Below are 14,813 nucleotides of genomic sequence, written 5' to 3'. Positions count from 1 at the left end.
GAGCGCCCGTCAGCAGGTGGGGTCAGCAGATGACGAGCAGGAAGCAGCCGCCGTCGCTCGAGGTGGGCGAGGGGCTCGGCGTCGGCGTGGGCTTCTTCGTCGAGGTCGGCTTCGGCTTGGGGTTGCCCTTCGTGGGCCGCGACGACGGGCTCGGGCCCGCGGTCGAGCTCGGCGCGGGGGCCGTGGTGGCCTGGCTCGACGACGGGGCAGGGGCCGACGTCGTCGGCACGGACGACGTCGGGTCGGAGGCCGGCTCGACGACGGCGGTTGCCGGGGGCCGCGTCGTCCCGGGGCGGGTGGTCCCGGTCTCCGCGGCGGTCGAGCTGGTCGCCGCAGTGGAGGTGTCGGCCGAGCCCCAGCCGTCGTCCGAGGTCGTGCTCGTCCAGTCACCGCCGGGCAGCCCGGGGAAGCCGCTGGACGACATCGCCTCGTCGCTCCAGCTGTCGCCCGACCAGTAGGCGACGGCGCCGGTCGAGAGCAGGGCGATGGAGGCGAGGACGGCCGCGATGAGGATCTTGCGTCGGGACTTCGAGCCGGGAGTGGAGGTGGGGATCTCGGTCGACATGGTCCACCAACGTAGAGGAACCGGGCGTGGGGCGCCTCCTCAGCGCCTGCCCGCTACGGTGGACCCATGCTCGGCGAGACGTGGATCACACCGAGGGGCGCGGGGTGAGCGCGCCGCTCGCCGGGGACCGGCTCGCGACGACGAGCAGCGGCTTCGTCGAGGTCGCCGACCGCGTCTTCGTCGCGCGCTACCGGCAGTGGGACGTCAACGTCGGACTCGTGCTCGGCCGCCACGGCGCCGTCGTCATCGACACCCGGGCGAGCGGCGTCCAGGGCAGCCAGGTCCTCGACGACGTGCGCCGCCTCGGCCGTGACATCGAGGTCCGCCACGTCGTCAACACGCACGTCCACTTCGACCACAGCTTCGGCAACATCGCCTTCGAGACCGCCATCGTCCACGCCCACGACAACGTCGGGCGCACCATCGAGGCCGACGCCGAGCGCATCAAGGCCGCCTTCTGGTCCGACCCCGGCGACGGTCCGGAGTACGGCTACACCGCGCGCGACGCCGCCGAGGTCATGGCGACCGTGGTCCGGGGGCCCGACCGCACCTTCGGCTCGAACGCCACGATCGACCTCGGTGACCGCGTCGTCACGATGACGTATGCCGGCCGCGGACACACCGACGGCGACGTGGCCGTGCTCGTGCCCGACACCGACGCGATGTTCCTCGGCGACCTCGTCGAGGAGAGCGCGCACCCGTCGTTCGGGGACGACTGCTGGCCGCTCGAGTGGGCCGACACCCTGACCTCGCACCTGGTCCAGGCCGAGGACCGCACGGTCGTCGTGCCGGGACACGGGCATCCGGTGGACGGCGCCTTCGTGGCTCGCCAGCGCGACGAGATCGCGGCGGTCGCGGCCGTCATCCGCGAGCGCCGCCTCGGGTCGGTCTCGCTGACGGAGGCGCTCCGCGAGCCGGACCCTCGCCTGCCCTATCCCCTCGACCACCTGGGCTCCGCGATCCGCCGCGGCTGGGACCACCTCGCCCCACCCGCCCCCTGACCCCAGCACCGTCATCGCGACCTCGACAGCCCTGCTGGATCGTCGCGTGCACGGACACGGTGCGCTCAGGGTCGTGGAGTTCCATCGGCACCTGGTGCCGGAGGAGCGCCACGACCTGAGGCCTCCGCGCGCGGCGCGTGTTCGGCGCGAGACTCAGGCCGCTCGGCGCAGCCACTGAGCAGCGCCACAGTCGCGCCCACATGACCTGAGCTGGCCGTCCCAGCCACGCGATCGCAGGAGCCGACCGACGACCAGGCCCGCGCGACAGGGCTCGAGGACGTGGGACCAGCCGAGTCTCAGCGTCACCTCGCCGCGGGCCATGGCATCGACGTCACGCTCGAGATCGGCCCACTCCCGCCCGGGTCCGGTGTGGACGAACCGACCATCGAGCTCCACGAGCCCGAAGTCGCGGTAGTCGACGTCGCGGTATGTCACGCCTCCCCTGGTGACGACCCGGACCTGCCGGTGCGCGGTCGGCAGCCCGTGCGGCCGCTCGACCTCACGCAGGTAGCGCCCCTCGAAGGCCGACATCGTCCCGGCCGCCACGTCGTCGAGGATCGCGAGCAGCACGCGCCGACGAGGCAGGCGACCACGTGCGGCCAACGAGGCGTGCAGCCGGGCGGCCGTCGTCGCTCCCTGTTGGCAGGCATCGGCGAGGACCGCGACGGCCGCCGCCTCGTCGCTGCAGGCAGCGGCGACGTCGAGCAGGGCCTCGTCCAGACGCAGCCGTGGCGGAGACAGGTGCAGCTGGACCCGGCTCTCGAAGTCAGCCCGCCGAGACACGACCACCCCGGCGGGTGGGGTGACCCGTCGACTCGCGTCCACGACGACGTGCACCGGTTCGACGGCAGCCGCCCGCCCCGGCTGCACGCCACGGTCCGGCCACGAGGCGAAGGCCCCTTCACCCGCAGTCGACCTGAGGCCGTGCGCGCGCAACGCGGAAGGACCGGCGAGCGCCGCGGGCCAGTGGAAGAGCACCGCCGCCCACGCCCGCTGCGACCACGTCGCAGGCCCGGTGTGGTCGACGTAGATGCCCGGATGGATCCGCGCGAGCTCTCGACGTCGCAGCAACCTCTCCAGGTCGTTGTCGTCGAGACCGGAGTCGAGTGCTTGGGCCCTCGAGAGCACGCCGTCCTGCGACCGGAGCACGGTGTGTGCACTCGTCAGGTCCATGGCTCGAGCCTGCCGCGAGGTCGAGTGACGCGCACAGGAGCGGAGGGGCCTGTGGGCAGTGTCGGATCGGGCCAGGCGGGTGTGGATGGTCCGGCCGACGGGTCGTGGAGCTCTTCCGGCACCTGGTGCCGGAGGAGCTCCACGACCTGAGCAGAGGCAGGCAGAGGGTCCCGACGTCGGCGCCGACGAGCGCCGGCACCGGGTCAGCCGGCAGTGCCTGTCGTGGCGGCGGCGAGGACCATGTCGTCGGAGCAGGCTCGGGCGAAAGCCGCGATGCGAGCCCGGATCTCGCGCCCGAGCAGCCACTGCCCGATCGGCTCGGCCACGATCCGCAGCCAGGCCGGGCGGACGGCATACGTGTACTTCCAGACGGCGAGAGTGCCCGCGACCCCGCCCCGCTCCTCCGGCGTGAAGCGCCACCCACCACCGAACCGCTCGAAGAACCACGGCCCCTCGACCATCGTCATCCCGACGCTCGTCGGCGGCCGGTACGACGCGTACTCGCTCACCATCCGCGGCCCGATGCGCGCCCGCGTCACTGTGCGCACGCCCTTGGCTGGACGCACGGCGTCGACGAGGTGCTGGCTCCGGATGAACGGGTCCCAGCGCAGACGCACCTCTCCCGTCGTCTGCGACACGGCGAAAGCCACCTCCGGCGGGACCGGCACCCACGCATCTGCAGTCACCTGCGGCACGCCGGGCTCACCTCTGCAGCGCGGACGGGAAGGCGTCGGACCAGGAGCGCAGCGCGTCGCCGCCGTCGGACGTGCGGTCGACCGACGTCGCCGCGAGCAGCGCGTGGACGATGGCCCGGGCGACGCAGTCGGCGCCGGCCTCCATGAGCAGGGTCTGCTCGACGGGGTCGGGCGCCGGCCGCGCACCCGTCGCGAGCGTGAAGAGGGTGTCGCCGTCGAAGAGGGTGTGCACCGGCTTGAGGGCCCGCGCGTAGCCGTCGTGGCCGATCCCGGACATCTTCTCGCACTGGGCCTTGCCCAGGGTGGCGTCGGTCGCGATGACGCCGATCGTCGTGGCGAGTCCCGGTCGACCGGCGCTCGTGGGCAGCGCCTCGGCCCGGGCCCGGGACGCCTCGAGCTCGGCGGCACTCGGCCGACCCACGTGGGCCAGCTCGTCGCCGAGCCCGAGCCCCACGGCATACGGCAGCCCGGTGGCCGGGTCGACGGCCGAGCCGACGGCGTTGACGGCGATGAGCGCGGCGACGGTCGTGCCCGACTCGAGCACGACGCTCGCGGAGCCGATCCCGCCCTTGAAGCCACCCGCCTTGGCCCCCGTCCCGGCGCCGACGCAGCCCTGGGCGACGGCCGAGGCCGACGCGACTGCGTATGCCGCCCTCCCGTCCTCGGCGCGCGGGTGGTGGCCCCACGTGCCGGCACGTCCCAGGTCGAAGAGGATCGCGGACGGCACGATCGGCACGACGTGGCCGGGCTCGCCCATCGGCCAGCCGATCCCGTCGTCGAGCAGGGCGCCCATGACTCCGTCGACGGCGGCGAGGCCGAGCGCGGACCCGCCGCCCAGGACGATCGCGTTGACGCGGTCGACGAGGTTGCGCGGGTCGAGCAGGTCGGTCTCGCGCGTGCCGGGTCCGCCGCCGCGCACGTCGACACCGGCGACCGCACCGCCGTCCGGGGCGAGCACGACGGTGACGCCCGTGAGCCAGCCCGGCTCGTCGCGGGTGCAGTGTCCGACGCGGAGGCCGGCGACGTCGACGAGCGAGTTCGTCGGGCCGGGGGCCGCGACGAAGGGGGCGCCGCTCACTGCGGGTCCCTGAGGTCGAACTCCATGAGGCGGCCCGGGGAGCTGAAGCCGAGCCGTTCGTAGAACTCCTGCGCGCGGTCGTCGGGGGCGTTGAGCCGGATCCACTTGACGTCGGTCGTGCGCGACCACTCGATCATCGCCTCGGTCAGGGCCCGACCCACCCCGCGGTCACGGCAGCCCGGCGCGACGAAGAGGCCTCCGACGTGCAGCCACGAGACGTCCTTGCGGCCGGGCCACGGCAGCGCCCGGATGCGCCGCGTCTCGAGGATGCCGGCGTGGTCGCCCCGGCTCTCGGCGATCCACGTCGGGCGGTCGGGCCGCTCGGCCAGCCACGCGTCGACGAAACGGTCGAGGTAGCCGGTCTCGGACGGCATACCCAGCTCGCGGGCGAACTGGAGGTGCAGCGCGGCGACGATGAGGGCGTCGTCGGCGGACGCGCGGCGGATCGTCACCTCGGCCATGAGGGAAGTGAACCATGCGCGTGCCGTGAGGGCGCGCAACCCCGGCCCGGCCGGGGCACGGCGCCCAGGGGTTGGGACGCGTCAGCCGTGTGCCCGCTCAGACGGAGCAGGTCAGACAGCGCAGGTCAGACGTTGATGCCGAGGCGGCGGCTCGTGCGCGCCCGCTGGCGGCTCGCGCGCATCCGGCGCAGTCGCTTGATGAGCATCGGGTCGGCCTCGAGAGCCTCGGGGCTGTCGAGGAGCGCGTTGAGCACCTGGTAGTAGCGCGTGGAGCTCATGTCGAAGAGCTCCTTGATGGCCTGCTCCTTGGAGCCGGCGTACTTCCACCACTGGCGCTCGAACGCCAGGATCTCGAGGTCGCGCGCGCTGAGCCCGTCCCCGGACTCGGGGCGCTGCGGCTGCGCCGTGGCGTGTTCTGTGCTCATGTCCCCGTCTCGCTGCGGTCGTGCTGCGTGTCGCGTCGTGCGTTGGCTCCGGTCACACCCTAGACCGAAATGACATGGGTGTCATTCAGCCGAGGCGTGGCGCGGCATGTCGTCGGCGGGGCCGTCGCACCGCCCGGAACATGCGTCCCACGAGCCTCGTGGGCCCCACCCGTGACGCCCCATCGCGTCGTCCGGTGTCGTGCCGGTGTGGGCCGGTGTCGGCCCGTGTCGTCCGAGAGCCGTCTCCGGCCCGCCCGGTCAGGTCATCGTATCGAGGATGGCGTTGACGTCCTGCTTGGTGGTGTGCGGGTTGACGATGGCGAAGCGCGTCAGCGTCTCCCCGCGGAAGGTCGTCGGCACGACGAAGGCGAACTCCTCCGCGAGGAGCCGGTCGGTCCACGCCTGGTAGTCCTCGGGGCCCCAGCCGAGACGGCGGAAGACGACGACCGACAGGTCGGGCTCGCGCACCGCCTCGAGGTAGTCGCGGCGCCCGATCTCGTCGGCGGCGAAGCGGGTCACCTCGAGGGTGCTCTCGATGGCGTCGACGTAGGCGTCGGTGCCGTGCACCGCGAGGGAGTACCAGAGCGGCAGGCCGCGGGCGCGCCGCGTCAGTCCGATCGAGTAGTCGGTCGGGTTCCACTCGGCCGACTTCGTGATGACGTCGAGGTAGCCGGCCTCCTGCGTGTGCGCGACCCGCGCCAGCTCGGGCTCGCGGTAGATGAGCGCGCAGCAGTCGAACGGCGCGAAGAGCCACTTGTGCGGGTCGACGATGAACGAGTCCGCGTGCTCGATGCCGTCGAAGAGGTGGCGCACCGAGGGCGCGGCGAGGCCGGCACCGCCGTAGGCACCGTCGACGTGCAGCCACAGGCCGTACTCGCGGCACACCTCGGCGACCGAGGCGAGGTCGTCGACGACGCCGAAGTTCGTCGTGCCGCTCGTCGCGACGACGGCGAAGAAGGTCTCGGGACCGTGCTCCTCGAGCGTCTTGCGCAGCTCGGCGCCGGTCAGGCGCAGCTTGTCGTCGACGTGGACGCCGCAGACCTCGGCGTCCATGACCGCAGCCATCGAGACGACCGACGAGTGCGCGTTGTCCGTGGCCGCGATCCGGTAGGGGCGCGCGCCGGTGCCGGCTTGCGTCGCGCGAGCCCTGGCCGTATGCCGTGCCACGACGAGCGCCGACAGGTTGCCCACCGTGCCACCGGGCACGAAGACGCCGCCCGCCGAGTCGGGCAGGCCGGCGAGGTCACTGATCCAGCGCAGGGCCTGGTTCTCGGCGTAGACCGCGCCCGCGCCCTCCATCCACGACCCGCCGTAGATCGACGAGGCGCCGACGACGACGTCGAAGGCCGCGGCCTCGCGCGTCGGGGCGCACGGGATGAAGGAGAGGTAGCGCGGGTGGTCGGTCGAGAGGCAGGCCGGCGCGAGGGTGTGCTCGAAGAGCTCCATGGCCCGCGTCGAGCCGAGCCCCTCGGGGGTGATGGTCTGACCGGCCGCGGCCCGGAGGTAGTCCTCGGGCTGCGCGCCGTCGAGCGGGATCGGGTCCATGAGCAGGCGCTCGCGGGCGTAGCTGAGGACCTTGTCGACGGCGACGTGGTCGGCATCCTTGTCGAAGCTGTGCACGCACAGATGCTAGGCCCTGCGGCCGGGTGCGACCGACCGCTGCAGGCTCAGGGACAGTCCCGACGCGGTCCGCGGCCGCCCCTCCGCCCCCTCTCACCCCCGAACGCCGCGTTCGGTCTCGAACTCAGTGTTCTGACGGCGCTTTCGCCATCGAACGCCGCGTTCGGTGGGAGTGGCGGGTGGCGGGCCGGCTCGCAGCGACGGCGTCCGGCGCCTCAGCCGAGGAGGGTGGTGCGCAGCTCGTCGGCGGTCGCGACGACAGCCGTGGGCCGCACGCCGTGCAGCGCGTCGGGGAGACCCGCGCCCCACGTCACGGCGACGGTGTCCATGCCTGCGGCCTTGCCGGCGAGCACGTCTACGACGGCGTCACCGACGTAGACGGCGTCGTTGGAACCGCGACCCATCCGGTCGAGTGCGAGCAGCAGCGGCGTCGGGTCGGGCTTGTGCCGCTCGGTGTCCTCCATCGCGACGAGGACGTCGACGTGCTCGCTGATCCCGAGGATGTCCATGGCCTGCTGCGCCGACTCGCGCCGCTTCGAGGTGGCGACCCCGACGTGGACTCCGGCCGCGCGCAGGTCGCCGAGCACGTCGACGACGCCGTCGTAGCCGCGGATCAGGCGCTCGGTGTTGTCGGCGTTCCACTGGAGGTACGTCGCGTAGAGCTCGTCGGCGTGCTCGGGCGAGTGGTCGCGGAAGGCCCCGATGAGCGGCCGGCCGATCCACGAGCGGATGACGTCCGGGTCCTCCTCGCGACCGATGACGGTGCGGAACGCGTGCTGGTAGGACTCGACGATGAGGTTGATCGTGTCGGCCAGCGTGCCGTCGAGGTCGAAGACGGCGGTGGACCAGCGGGGAGAAGTCACCGGCCGAGCCTAGGGCAGCGACGGCTCGAGCCACCGCCCTCGTCTCATGACCCGGGTGGGCCGCGCGGCCTCGTCGACGACGACGACGTCGGCGCGGGACCCCACCGCCAGCGAGCCGCGGTCGGCCAGCCCGAGCGCGCGGGCAGGGGTGCGCGTGGCGGGGCGGACGGCATACGCCATGGGGAGGCCGGAGGCGACCGCGCGGGCGACGATGTCGGCGACGTGGCTCGTGCCGCCGGCGATGGAGCCGGGGGTCGTGCCGTCGGGGTCGTGGGTCAGGCGGGCGATGCCGCGGTCGACGACGACCGAGAGCCCACCGAGGACGTAGGCGCCGTCCCCCACCCCGGCCGCGGCCATGGCGTCGGAGACGAAGGCGACGTGATCGACTCCGACGAGGTCGAGGACGGTGCGCACGGTGTCGTCGGAGAGGTGTGCGCCGTCGGCGATGAGCTCGACCGTGACGTGACCCCGGGCGGCCGAGCGCATCAGTGCCGGGACGGCGCCCGCCTTGCGGTGGTGCCACGGGTCCATGCCGTTGAAGAGGTGCGTGGCGAGGTCGGCGCCGGCCGCGACGGCCTGCTCGACCTGCGCGAAGCTGGCGGTCGTGTGGCCGATCGCCGCGTGGATGCCGGCCGACGTGAGCCAGCGGACGAGGTCGAGGCCGTGGTCGCGCTCGGGGGCGAGCGTCACCTGGCGGAGGTGGCCGCGCCCGAGCTCGATGAGCCGCTCCACCTCGGCGAGCGACGGGTCGCGCAGCAGCGTCGGGTCATGGGCCCCGCACCGCGCCTCCGCGAGCCACGGGCCCTCGAGGTGGATGCCGTCGACGACACCGTCGTCGGCGAGCTCGGCGAGCATCGCGACGCCGCGCTCGAGGTCGCGCGGGCTCATCGTGACGAGGCTCGCGAGCAGGCTCGTCGACCCGTGCGCGTGGTGGTGCTCGGCCGCCGCGGCGGCCGCGTCGTCACGCAGGTCGGTGAACGCGGTGCCGCCCCCGCCGTGGCAGTGGATGTCGACGTATGCCGGCACCATCGTCCCGCTCACCCGCTCGGCCGCGGCGGCGCCGGGTGGGGGCTCGGCACCCGGGGTGACGGGGGTGACCGACGTGATGCGCTCGCCGTCGACGTGGACGAGGACGTCGGGCAGCACCGTGTCGTCGACGAGGGCGGGTCCGCGCAGTGTGAGGTTCATCGGGGTCGATTCTGTCGCACGCGACGCAGGGGTAGCGTGAGGCCGTGCCAGCCCGCCCCCTCAGTGACCTCGTCCACCCGACGTGGGTCCCGGCGCTCGAGCCGGTGGCCGACACGATCAGCGCGATGGGAGAGTTCCTGCGCGCCGAGGTCGCGGCGGGCCGCGGCTACCTTCCCGCCGGCGACCGCGTGCTGCGGGCCTTCTCGCTGCCGCTGCCCGACGTGCGCGTGCTCGTCGTGGGTCAGGACCCCTACCCGACGCCCGGTCACCCGGTCGGGCTCAGCTTCAGCGTCGCGCCCGACGTGCGGCCGGTCCCGCGGTCGCTGCAGAACATCTACCAGGAGCTCGGCACCGACCTCGGGCTGCCGACGCCCGGCACCGGCGACCTGACGCCGTGGTTCGAGCGCGGGGTCATGCTGCTCAACAGAGTGCTGACGGTGCGCCCGGGGGCGAGCGCCAGCCACCAGGGCAAGGGCTGGGAAACCGTTACGGCACAGGCGATCTCGGCCCTCGTCGCGCGCGGCGGCCCTCTCGTGGCGATCCTCTGGGGTCGTCAGGCGCAGTCGCTCGCGCCGATGCTCGGCGACGTCCCACGCATCGAGTCGGCCCACCCGTCGCCGCTCTCGGCGCGCTCCGGCTTCTTCGGCTCGCGGCCCTTCAGCCGAACCAACGACCTCCTCGCCCAGCAGGGCGCGGCACCCATCGACTGGAGGCTGACATGACCCAGCCCGCCCCCGACGGCTCCGCACCGACGGTCTGGACCCGCTTCGTCGCGATCGGCGACTCCTTCACCGAGGGCATGTGCGACGACGACCCGGCCTTCGGCCACGACGGCGAGTTCGCCGGCTGGGCCGACCGGCTCGCGTCCCACCTCTCGGAGATCGCCCGCACCGAAGGACTCGACTTCGGCTACGCCAACCTCGCGGTGCGCGGCCGCAAGCTCGCCGACGTCGTCGGCCCCCAGCTCGAGGACGCCCTCTCGCTTCAGCCCGACCTCGTCAGCATCGTCGGCGGCGGCAACGACATCCTGCGCCCTAAGGCCGACCTCGACGGGCTCGCCGCCCGGCTCGAGGCCGCCGTCGCGCGCATCCGGGCGACCGGCGCCGACGTGCTCATGGCGACGCCCGTCGACCCGGCGGACGCCCCGCTCGTCAAGGCCACCCGCGGTCGCGCGGCGATCCACACGGCCAACATCTGGAGCATCGCCCGCCGCAACGGCGCCCATGTCATCGACCAGTGGGGCCTGCACGCGCTCCGCGACTGGCGGATGTGGAGCGAGGACCGCATCCACATGACGACCGAGGGCCACCGCCGCGTCGCCCTCGCCGCCCTCGAGGCGCTCGGGCACACGCCGGCCGAGACCGACTGGGCGACGCCGCTCGAGCCCGCGCCACCGATCGGTCGCCGCGAGGCCCTGCAGGCCAACGCGCAGTGGGCCAAGGAGTACGTCGGTCCCTGGGTGCACCGTCGCCTCACCGGCCGCAGCTCGGGCGACCACCGCCAGGCCAAGCGTCCCGACGTCACCCCCTTCGACTGACCGGCCCGCCCCTGCCAGCCCCAGCCGACTCCCAGCAATCTCCCAGACGGCGTCGGCGCTTCCTGCGCACGGCGCGACGTCATACCGAGGCTTCTTCGGAGGATGCCCAGAACGCCCTGAGGATCTCCTGAACTTTTCCGCTTCGACCCCTAGTGCGAGGTAGGTCGGAAGTGATTAGGTCTCCCTCGGGTCGCGTGCGGGGGTGCCGGCTCTCCATCCAACACACCGCGTGCGGCTCCTGACCGGGGCCGCACGTCATGCGCACCGACGGACACACGAGCCGTCGAACGAGGAGGATCCGTGCGTAGGACGTCAGTGGGGCTGCTCAGCCTCGCCATGGCCGCAGGGATGGGGGTGACCATCGGTGCCCCGATGGTCGGCGCCCTCCCCACCGCCCGCGTGAACACCGTGCAGGCCGGCGATGCCGCTGCACCCGCCCAGTCGGACGAGCTCTCGAGCCCCCAGCAGGACAAGGCGCGAGCCCTCAAGAAGCGAGCCATCACCGAGGTGCTCGACGGCAAGACGACTGCCGTCAAGAAGGGCACGAGCACGGTCGCCAAGATCTCCGGCGCGAAGAAGCCCGGCGGCGGCACGACCGACGAGTACGTCGAGGTCGGCCGGGAGGGCACCGACAAGATCTTCGTCGTCCTCGCCGAGTTCGGCAACCAGCGCAGCGCCAGTTACCCCGACGTCGACTCCGACCCGGCGACGCCTGGTCCGACGACGTGGGACGGCCCCCTGCACAACGCGATCCCGGAGCCCGACCGCACGCTCGACAACTCGACGAACTGGAACGCGAACTACAGCCGCGACTACTTCCAGAACCTCTACTTCGGCAACGGCGGCACCATCGGCGCCGGCGGCGCCCAGGAGACCGTCAAGCAGTGGTACGAGCGTCAGAGCTCAGGCCGCTACAGCATCGACGGACAGGTCTCCGACTGGGTCAAGGTGCCCTACAACGAGGCTCGCTACGGCCGCGACGTCTGCGGTTCGCACGTGTGCACCAACACGTGGGCCCTCGTTCGCGACGCAGTGAACCAGTGGGTCGCCGACCAGAAGGCCAAGGGCCAGTCCGACGCCCAGATCAAGTCGACCCTTGCGACCTACGACCAGTGGGACCGCTACGACGCCGACGGTGACGGCAACTTCAACGAGCCCGACGGCTACATCGACCACTTCCAGATCGTCCACGCGGGCGGCGACCAGGCCGACGGCGACCCGATCCAGGGTGAGGACGCCATCTGGTCGCACCGGTGGTTCGCCTACTACACCGGGGCCGGCACGACCGGTCCGGCCGGCAACCTCAACGGTGGCACGCAGATCGGCAACACCGGCCTCTGGGTCGGCGACTACACGATCCAGCCGGAGAACGGCGGCATGTCCGTCTTCACGCACGAGTACGGCCACGACCTCGGCCTGCCCGACCTCTACGACACCGCCTCCGGCGCCGACAACGGCGTCAACTGGTGGTCGATGATGGCGCAGAGCCGTCAGGCGGGCGCCAAGGACAAGTCCATCGGCTCGCGCGGGTCGGACTTCGGCGCCTGGGAGAAGCTGTTCCTCGGCTGGCTCGACTACAAGTACATCCCGGCGGCCACCGCCGCCGGCACGACGGTCGACCTCGGCCCGCACGAGTACAACTCGGCGAAGAAGCAGGCCGTCATCGTCGGGCTGCCCGACAAGACCGTCGTCACGAAGCTCGCAGCGCCCTACGCCGGGTCGAAGACCTGGTACGGCGGTCGCGAGGACGCCACCAACGCGACCATGACGCGTGACGTCACGCTCGCCGCCGGCACCTCGACGCTGTCGTTCCAGACGAACTACTTCATCGAGGACTGCACCTGCGACTTCGCCTACGTCGAGGTCAACGACGGTTCGGGCTGGGCGACCATTCCCGGCAGCATCACGGGGAACGAGAACAACGGCATCACCGGCACGACGAACGACACGTGGGTGCCCGCGACGTTCGACCTGTCCGCGTACGCGGGCAAGACGGTGAGCCTGCGCTTCCGCTACGCCACCGACCCGGCCTACACCGAGCGCGGCTTCTTCGTCGACGAGGTCAAGGTCGTCTCGGGCGGCACCACGATCGTCGACTCCGGCGCCGAGACCGGCGACGAGGGCTGGACGCTCGACGGCTTCTCGGCCGTCGGCAGCCAGACGACCACGGACTACCCGAACTACTACATCGCGTCGCACCGTGACTACGTGTCGTTCGACCAGTACCTGCAGAGCGGCCCGTACAACTTCGGGTGGCTCAACACGAAGCCCGACTTCGTCGAGCACTTCCCTTACCAGGACGGCCTGCTCGTCAGCTACTGGGACCTCTCGCAGGCCGACAACAACACCGGCGTGCACCCGGGTGAGGGCGAGATCCTCCCGATCGACGCGAACGCTGCCCCCGTGCCCGTCGGCGACGGCACGCTGCTTCGTCCGCGCATCGCCGGCTACGACGCCCCGTTCTCGCTCGAGACCTCCGACTCGTTCACGTACCACAAGAACAGCGTCGGCTACCGGATCACGGGCAAGCCTGCCGTGAAGGTCTTCAACGACGGCCAGCAGTTCTGGTACCCGAGCACGCCCACCACGGGCGTCAAGGTCCCGAACAACGGTGTCAACATCGGCATCACGTCCCAGAACGGCACCTCGATGCAGGTCAAGGTGTGGCTCCGCTGACGCGGATCCCCTTGTGACGCAGTGAGGCCCGCCCCCGACGGGGGCGGGCCTCACTGTCGTCGAGGGGGTATGCCGTCCGCTTCGGTTGCGCTGGAAGGCAACCGGACGGCATACGTCCTCGGGTCGGTGCGCCTCAGACGGACGCGGCGAACGCCTTCTCGAAGATGTCGAGCCCCTCGGAGAGCAGCTCGTCGCTGGCGGCGAGTGGCGGGAGGAAGCGGAAGACGTTGCCGTAGGTGCCGCACGTCAGGGTCACGAGTCCCTCGGCGTGGCAGGCCTTGTTGACGGCGCCGGTCAGCGCGGCGTTGGGCGTGAGGTCGCCGGGACCGTTGACGAGCTCGACGGCGAGCATGGCGCCGCGGCCGCGGATGTCGCCGATCTGGGGGTAGGTCGAGGCGAGCGCCTGCAGGCGCGGGACGAAGAGGGCCTCGACCTGCTTGGCGCGGCCGCAGAGGTCCTCCTCCTTCATCGTCTCGATGGCGCCGAGCGCGGACGCGCACGCGACGGGGTTGCCGCCGTAGGTGCCGCCGAGGCCGCCACCGTGGATCGAGTCCATGACGTCGGCACGGCCGGTGACGCCGGCGAGCGGGAGCCCGCCGGCCATGCCCTTGGCCGTCGTGATGAGGTCGGGCACGACGCCCTCGTGCTCGCTCGCGAACCAGTCACCGGTGCGGCAGAAGCCGGTCTGCACCTCGTCGGCGATGAAGAGGATGCCGTTGTCGGCGCACCAGTCGGCGACCTGCTTGACGAATCCCGGTGCGGGGACGATGAATCCGCCCTCGCCCTGGATCGGCTCGAGGATGACGGCGGCGAGGTTGTCCTCCCCCACCTGCGCGTGCACCTGCGTGACAAAGGCGTCGAAGGACTCCTTGGCGCAGTCGGCGGCGCCACCGGGCCAGCGGTAGGGGTAGCTCATCGGCGCGCGGTAGACCTCGCCGGCAAAGGGCCCGAACTTGTGCTTGTAGGGCATGTTCTTCGCCGTGAGCGCCATCGTCAGGTTGGTGCGCCCGTGGTAGGCGTGGTCGAAGGCGACGACGGCGTTGCGGCCGGTGAAGTGGCGCGCGACCTTGACGGCGTTCTCGACGGCCTCGGCGCCGGAGTTGAAGAGCGCGGTGCGCTTGTCGTGGTCGCCCGGCGTCAGGTCGTTGAGGGCCTCGGCGACCTCGAGGTACTCCTCGTAGGGGGTCACCATGAAGCACGTGTGGGTGAAGTCCTGCACCTGTGCGGTGACGCGGTCGACGACGCGCGGGGCGGCGTTGCCGACGGTCGTCACGGCGATGCCCGAGCCGAAGTCGATGAGCTGGTTGCCGTCGACGTCGACGAGGATGCCCCCGCCGGCGCGCTCGACGTAGACGGGCAGGCCGGTGGAGACGCCGGCCGACACGGCGGCCGTCTTGCGGGCCTGGAGCGCGGTCGACTTCGGGCCGGGGATCGCGGTCTGCAGGAGCCGCTGCTGGGGGACGTTGCTCATGCGAGCCAGTATGCCGTCCGCCGACCTCCCAGCGGAACCCGGGCGAGAAGCCGCCCGCCT

At 72.1% G+C, this 14,813-nt stretch carries 14 protein-coding genes; 4 read left to right on the top strand and 10 right to left on the bottom strand.

Features of this window, described 5'->3' with window-relative positions; genetic code table 11:
• Positions 1 to 22: 22 nt before the first annotated feature.
• Positions 23 to 565 carry a hypothetical protein gene (locus tag ACSQ2D_RS04540; protein WP_435984827.1) on the bottom strand — a complete coding sequence of 181 codons (543 nt, stop codon included), beginning with the start codon at positions 563 to 565 and terminating at the stop codon, positions 23 to 25.
• Between the two features lie 104 nt (positions 566 to 669).
• On the opposite strand from ACSQ2D_RS04540, the gene ACSQ2D_RS04535 reads away from it, so the two are divergent.
• Positions 670 to 1,566, top strand: a complete 897-nt coding sequence (locus ACSQ2D_RS04535) for an MBL fold metallo-hydrolase (protein WP_435984826.1) — start codon at positions 670 to 672, stop codon at positions 1,564 to 1,566.
• 153 nt (positions 1,567 to 1,719) lie between these two features.
• Here ACSQ2D_RS04535 and ACSQ2D_RS04530 read toward each other — a convergent pair whose 3' ends face one another.
• From ACSQ2D_RS04530 to ACSQ2D_RS04495, 8 genes are all read right to left on the bottom strand, one after another.
• The gene (locus ACSQ2D_RS04530) at positions 1,720 to 2,739 is read right to left on the bottom strand and encodes a type IV toxin-antitoxin system AbiEi family antitoxin domain-containing protein (protein ID WP_435984825.1); all 1,020 of its coding nucleotides are present in this window, start codon (positions 2,737 to 2,739) and stop codon (positions 1,720 to 1,722) included.
• 203 nt (positions 2,740 to 2,942) lie between these two features.
• Positions 2,943 to 3,434 (bottom strand): SRPBCC family protein, encoded by a 492-nt coding sequence (locus tag ACSQ2D_RS04525; protein ID WP_435984824.1) that lies wholly within the window; start codon positions 3,432 to 3,434, stop codon positions 2,943 to 2,945.
• A 7-nt stretch (positions 3,435 to 3,441) separates the two neighbouring features.
• The gene (locus ACSQ2D_RS04520) at positions 3,442 to 4,512 is read right to left on the bottom strand and encodes a P1 family peptidase (RefSeq protein WP_435984823.1); all 1,071 of its coding nucleotides are present in this window, start codon (positions 4,510 to 4,512) and stop codon (positions 3,442 to 3,444) included.
• Complete coding sequence (locus ACSQ2D_RS04515; protein ID WP_020143393.1) at positions 4,509 to 4,973, bottom strand: GNAT family N-acetyltransferase; 465 nt, start codon at positions 4,971 to 4,973, stop codon at positions 4,509 to 4,511. The genes ACSQ2D_RS04520 and ACSQ2D_RS04515 overlap by 4 nt, the downstream gene beginning before the upstream one ends.
• A 125-nt stretch (positions 4,974 to 5,098) precedes the next feature.
• The gene (locus tag ACSQ2D_RS04510; protein ID WP_435984822.1) at positions 5,099 to 5,398 is read right to left on the bottom strand and encodes a DUF3263 domain-containing protein; all 300 of its coding nucleotides are present in this window, start codon (positions 5,396 to 5,398) and stop codon (positions 5,099 to 5,101) included.
• Positions 5,399 to 5,656: 258 nt separating this feature from the next.
• Positions 5,657 to 7,018 (bottom strand): pyridoxal phosphate-dependent decarboxylase family protein, encoded by a 1,362-nt coding sequence (locus ACSQ2D_RS04505; protein ID WP_435984821.1) that lies wholly within the window; start codon positions 7,016 to 7,018, stop codon positions 5,657 to 5,659.
• 215 nt (positions 7,019 to 7,233) lie between these two features.
• Complete coding sequence (locus tag ACSQ2D_RS04500; RefSeq protein ID WP_435984820.1) at positions 7,234 to 7,881, bottom strand: HAD family hydrolase; 648 nt, start codon at positions 7,879 to 7,881, stop codon at positions 7,234 to 7,236.
• 9 nt (positions 7,882 to 7,890) lie between these two features.
• On the bottom strand, positions 7,891 to 9,069 hold the full coding sequence (locus ACSQ2D_RS04495; RefSeq protein ID WP_435984819.1) for an N-acetylglucosamine-6-phosphate deacetylase: 1,179 nt from the start codon (positions 9,067 to 9,069) through the stop codon (positions 7,891 to 7,893).
• A 44-nt stretch (positions 9,070 to 9,113) separates the two neighbouring features.
• Between ACSQ2D_RS04495 and ACSQ2D_RS04490 the strand changes: the two genes are divergently transcribed.
• The 3 genes from ACSQ2D_RS04490 to ACSQ2D_RS04480 all read left to right on the top strand — a co-directional run bounded on the left by ACSQ2D_RS04490 (position 9,114) and on the right by ACSQ2D_RS04480 (position 13,282).
• Positions 9,114 to 9,791: a uracil-DNA glycosylase gene (locus ACSQ2D_RS04490; RefSeq protein WP_435984818.1), complete on the top strand. Its 678-nt coding sequence runs from the start codon at positions 9,114 to 9,116 to the stop codon at positions 9,789 to 9,791.
• On the top strand, positions 9,788 to 10,606 hold the full coding sequence (locus ACSQ2D_RS04485) for an SGNH/GDSL hydrolase family protein (protein ID WP_435984817.1): 819 nt from the start codon (positions 9,788 to 9,790) through the stop codon (positions 10,604 to 10,606). Before ACSQ2D_RS04490 ends, ACSQ2D_RS04485 begins: the two co-directional genes overlap by 4 nt.
• A gap of 300 nt (positions 10,607 to 10,906) precedes the next feature.
• Positions 10,907 to 13,282 (top strand): immune inhibitor A domain-containing protein, encoded by a 2,376-nt coding sequence (locus ACSQ2D_RS04480; RefSeq protein WP_435984816.1) that lies wholly within the window; start codon positions 10,907 to 10,909, stop codon positions 13,280 to 13,282.
• Positions 13,283 to 13,415: 133 nt separating this feature from the next.
• Here ACSQ2D_RS04480 and gabT read toward each other — a convergent pair whose 3' ends face one another.
• A complete protein-coding gene (gabT, locus tag ACSQ2D_RS04475; RefSeq protein WP_435984815.1) occupies positions 13,416 to 14,753 on the bottom strand; it encodes a 4-aminobutyrate--2-oxoglutarate transaminase in 1,338 nt (445 codons plus the stop codon).
• Positions 14,754 to 14,813: the final 60 nt, after the last annotated feature.

Origin of the sequence: Terrabacter sp. LjRoot27 (assembly GCF_964254175.1) — a bacterium.
GTDB lineage: Bacteria > Actinomycetota > Actinomycetes > Actinomycetales > Dermatophilaceae > Terrabacter.
The sequence above is the reverse complement of the archived record's forward strand: the minus strand, read 5'-3'. Positions and strand labels throughout refer to the sequence as shown.

Coding starts and splice junctions, on each gene's coding strand:
- ACSQ2D_RS04540 (WP_435984827.1), bottom strand. CDS start 565: ATGTCGACCGAGATCCCCACCTCCACTCCCGGCTCGAAGTCCCGACGC.
- ACSQ2D_RS04530 (WP_435984825.1), bottom strand. CDS start 2,739: ATGGACCTGACGAGTGCACACACCGTGCTCCGGTCGCAGGACGGCGTG.
- ACSQ2D_RS04515 (WP_020143393.1), bottom strand. CDS start 4,973: ATGGCCGAGGTGACGATCCGCCGCGCGTCCGCCGACGACGCCCTCATC.
- ACSQ2D_RS04510 (WP_435984822.1), bottom strand. CDS start 5,398: ATGAGCACAGAACACGCCACGGCGCAGCCGCAGCGCCCCGAGTCCGGG.
- ACSQ2D_RS04495 (WP_435984819.1), bottom strand. CDS start 9,069: ATGAACCTCACACTGCGCGGACCCGCCCTCGTCGACGACACGGTGCTG.
- ACSQ2D_RS04485 (WP_435984817.1), top strand. CDS start 9,788: ATGACCCAGCCCGCCCCCGACGGCTCCGCACCGACGGTCTGGACCCGC.
- gabT (WP_435984815.1), bottom strand. CDS start 14,753: ATGAGCAACGTCCCCCAGCAGCGGCTCCTGCAGACCGCGATCCCCGGC.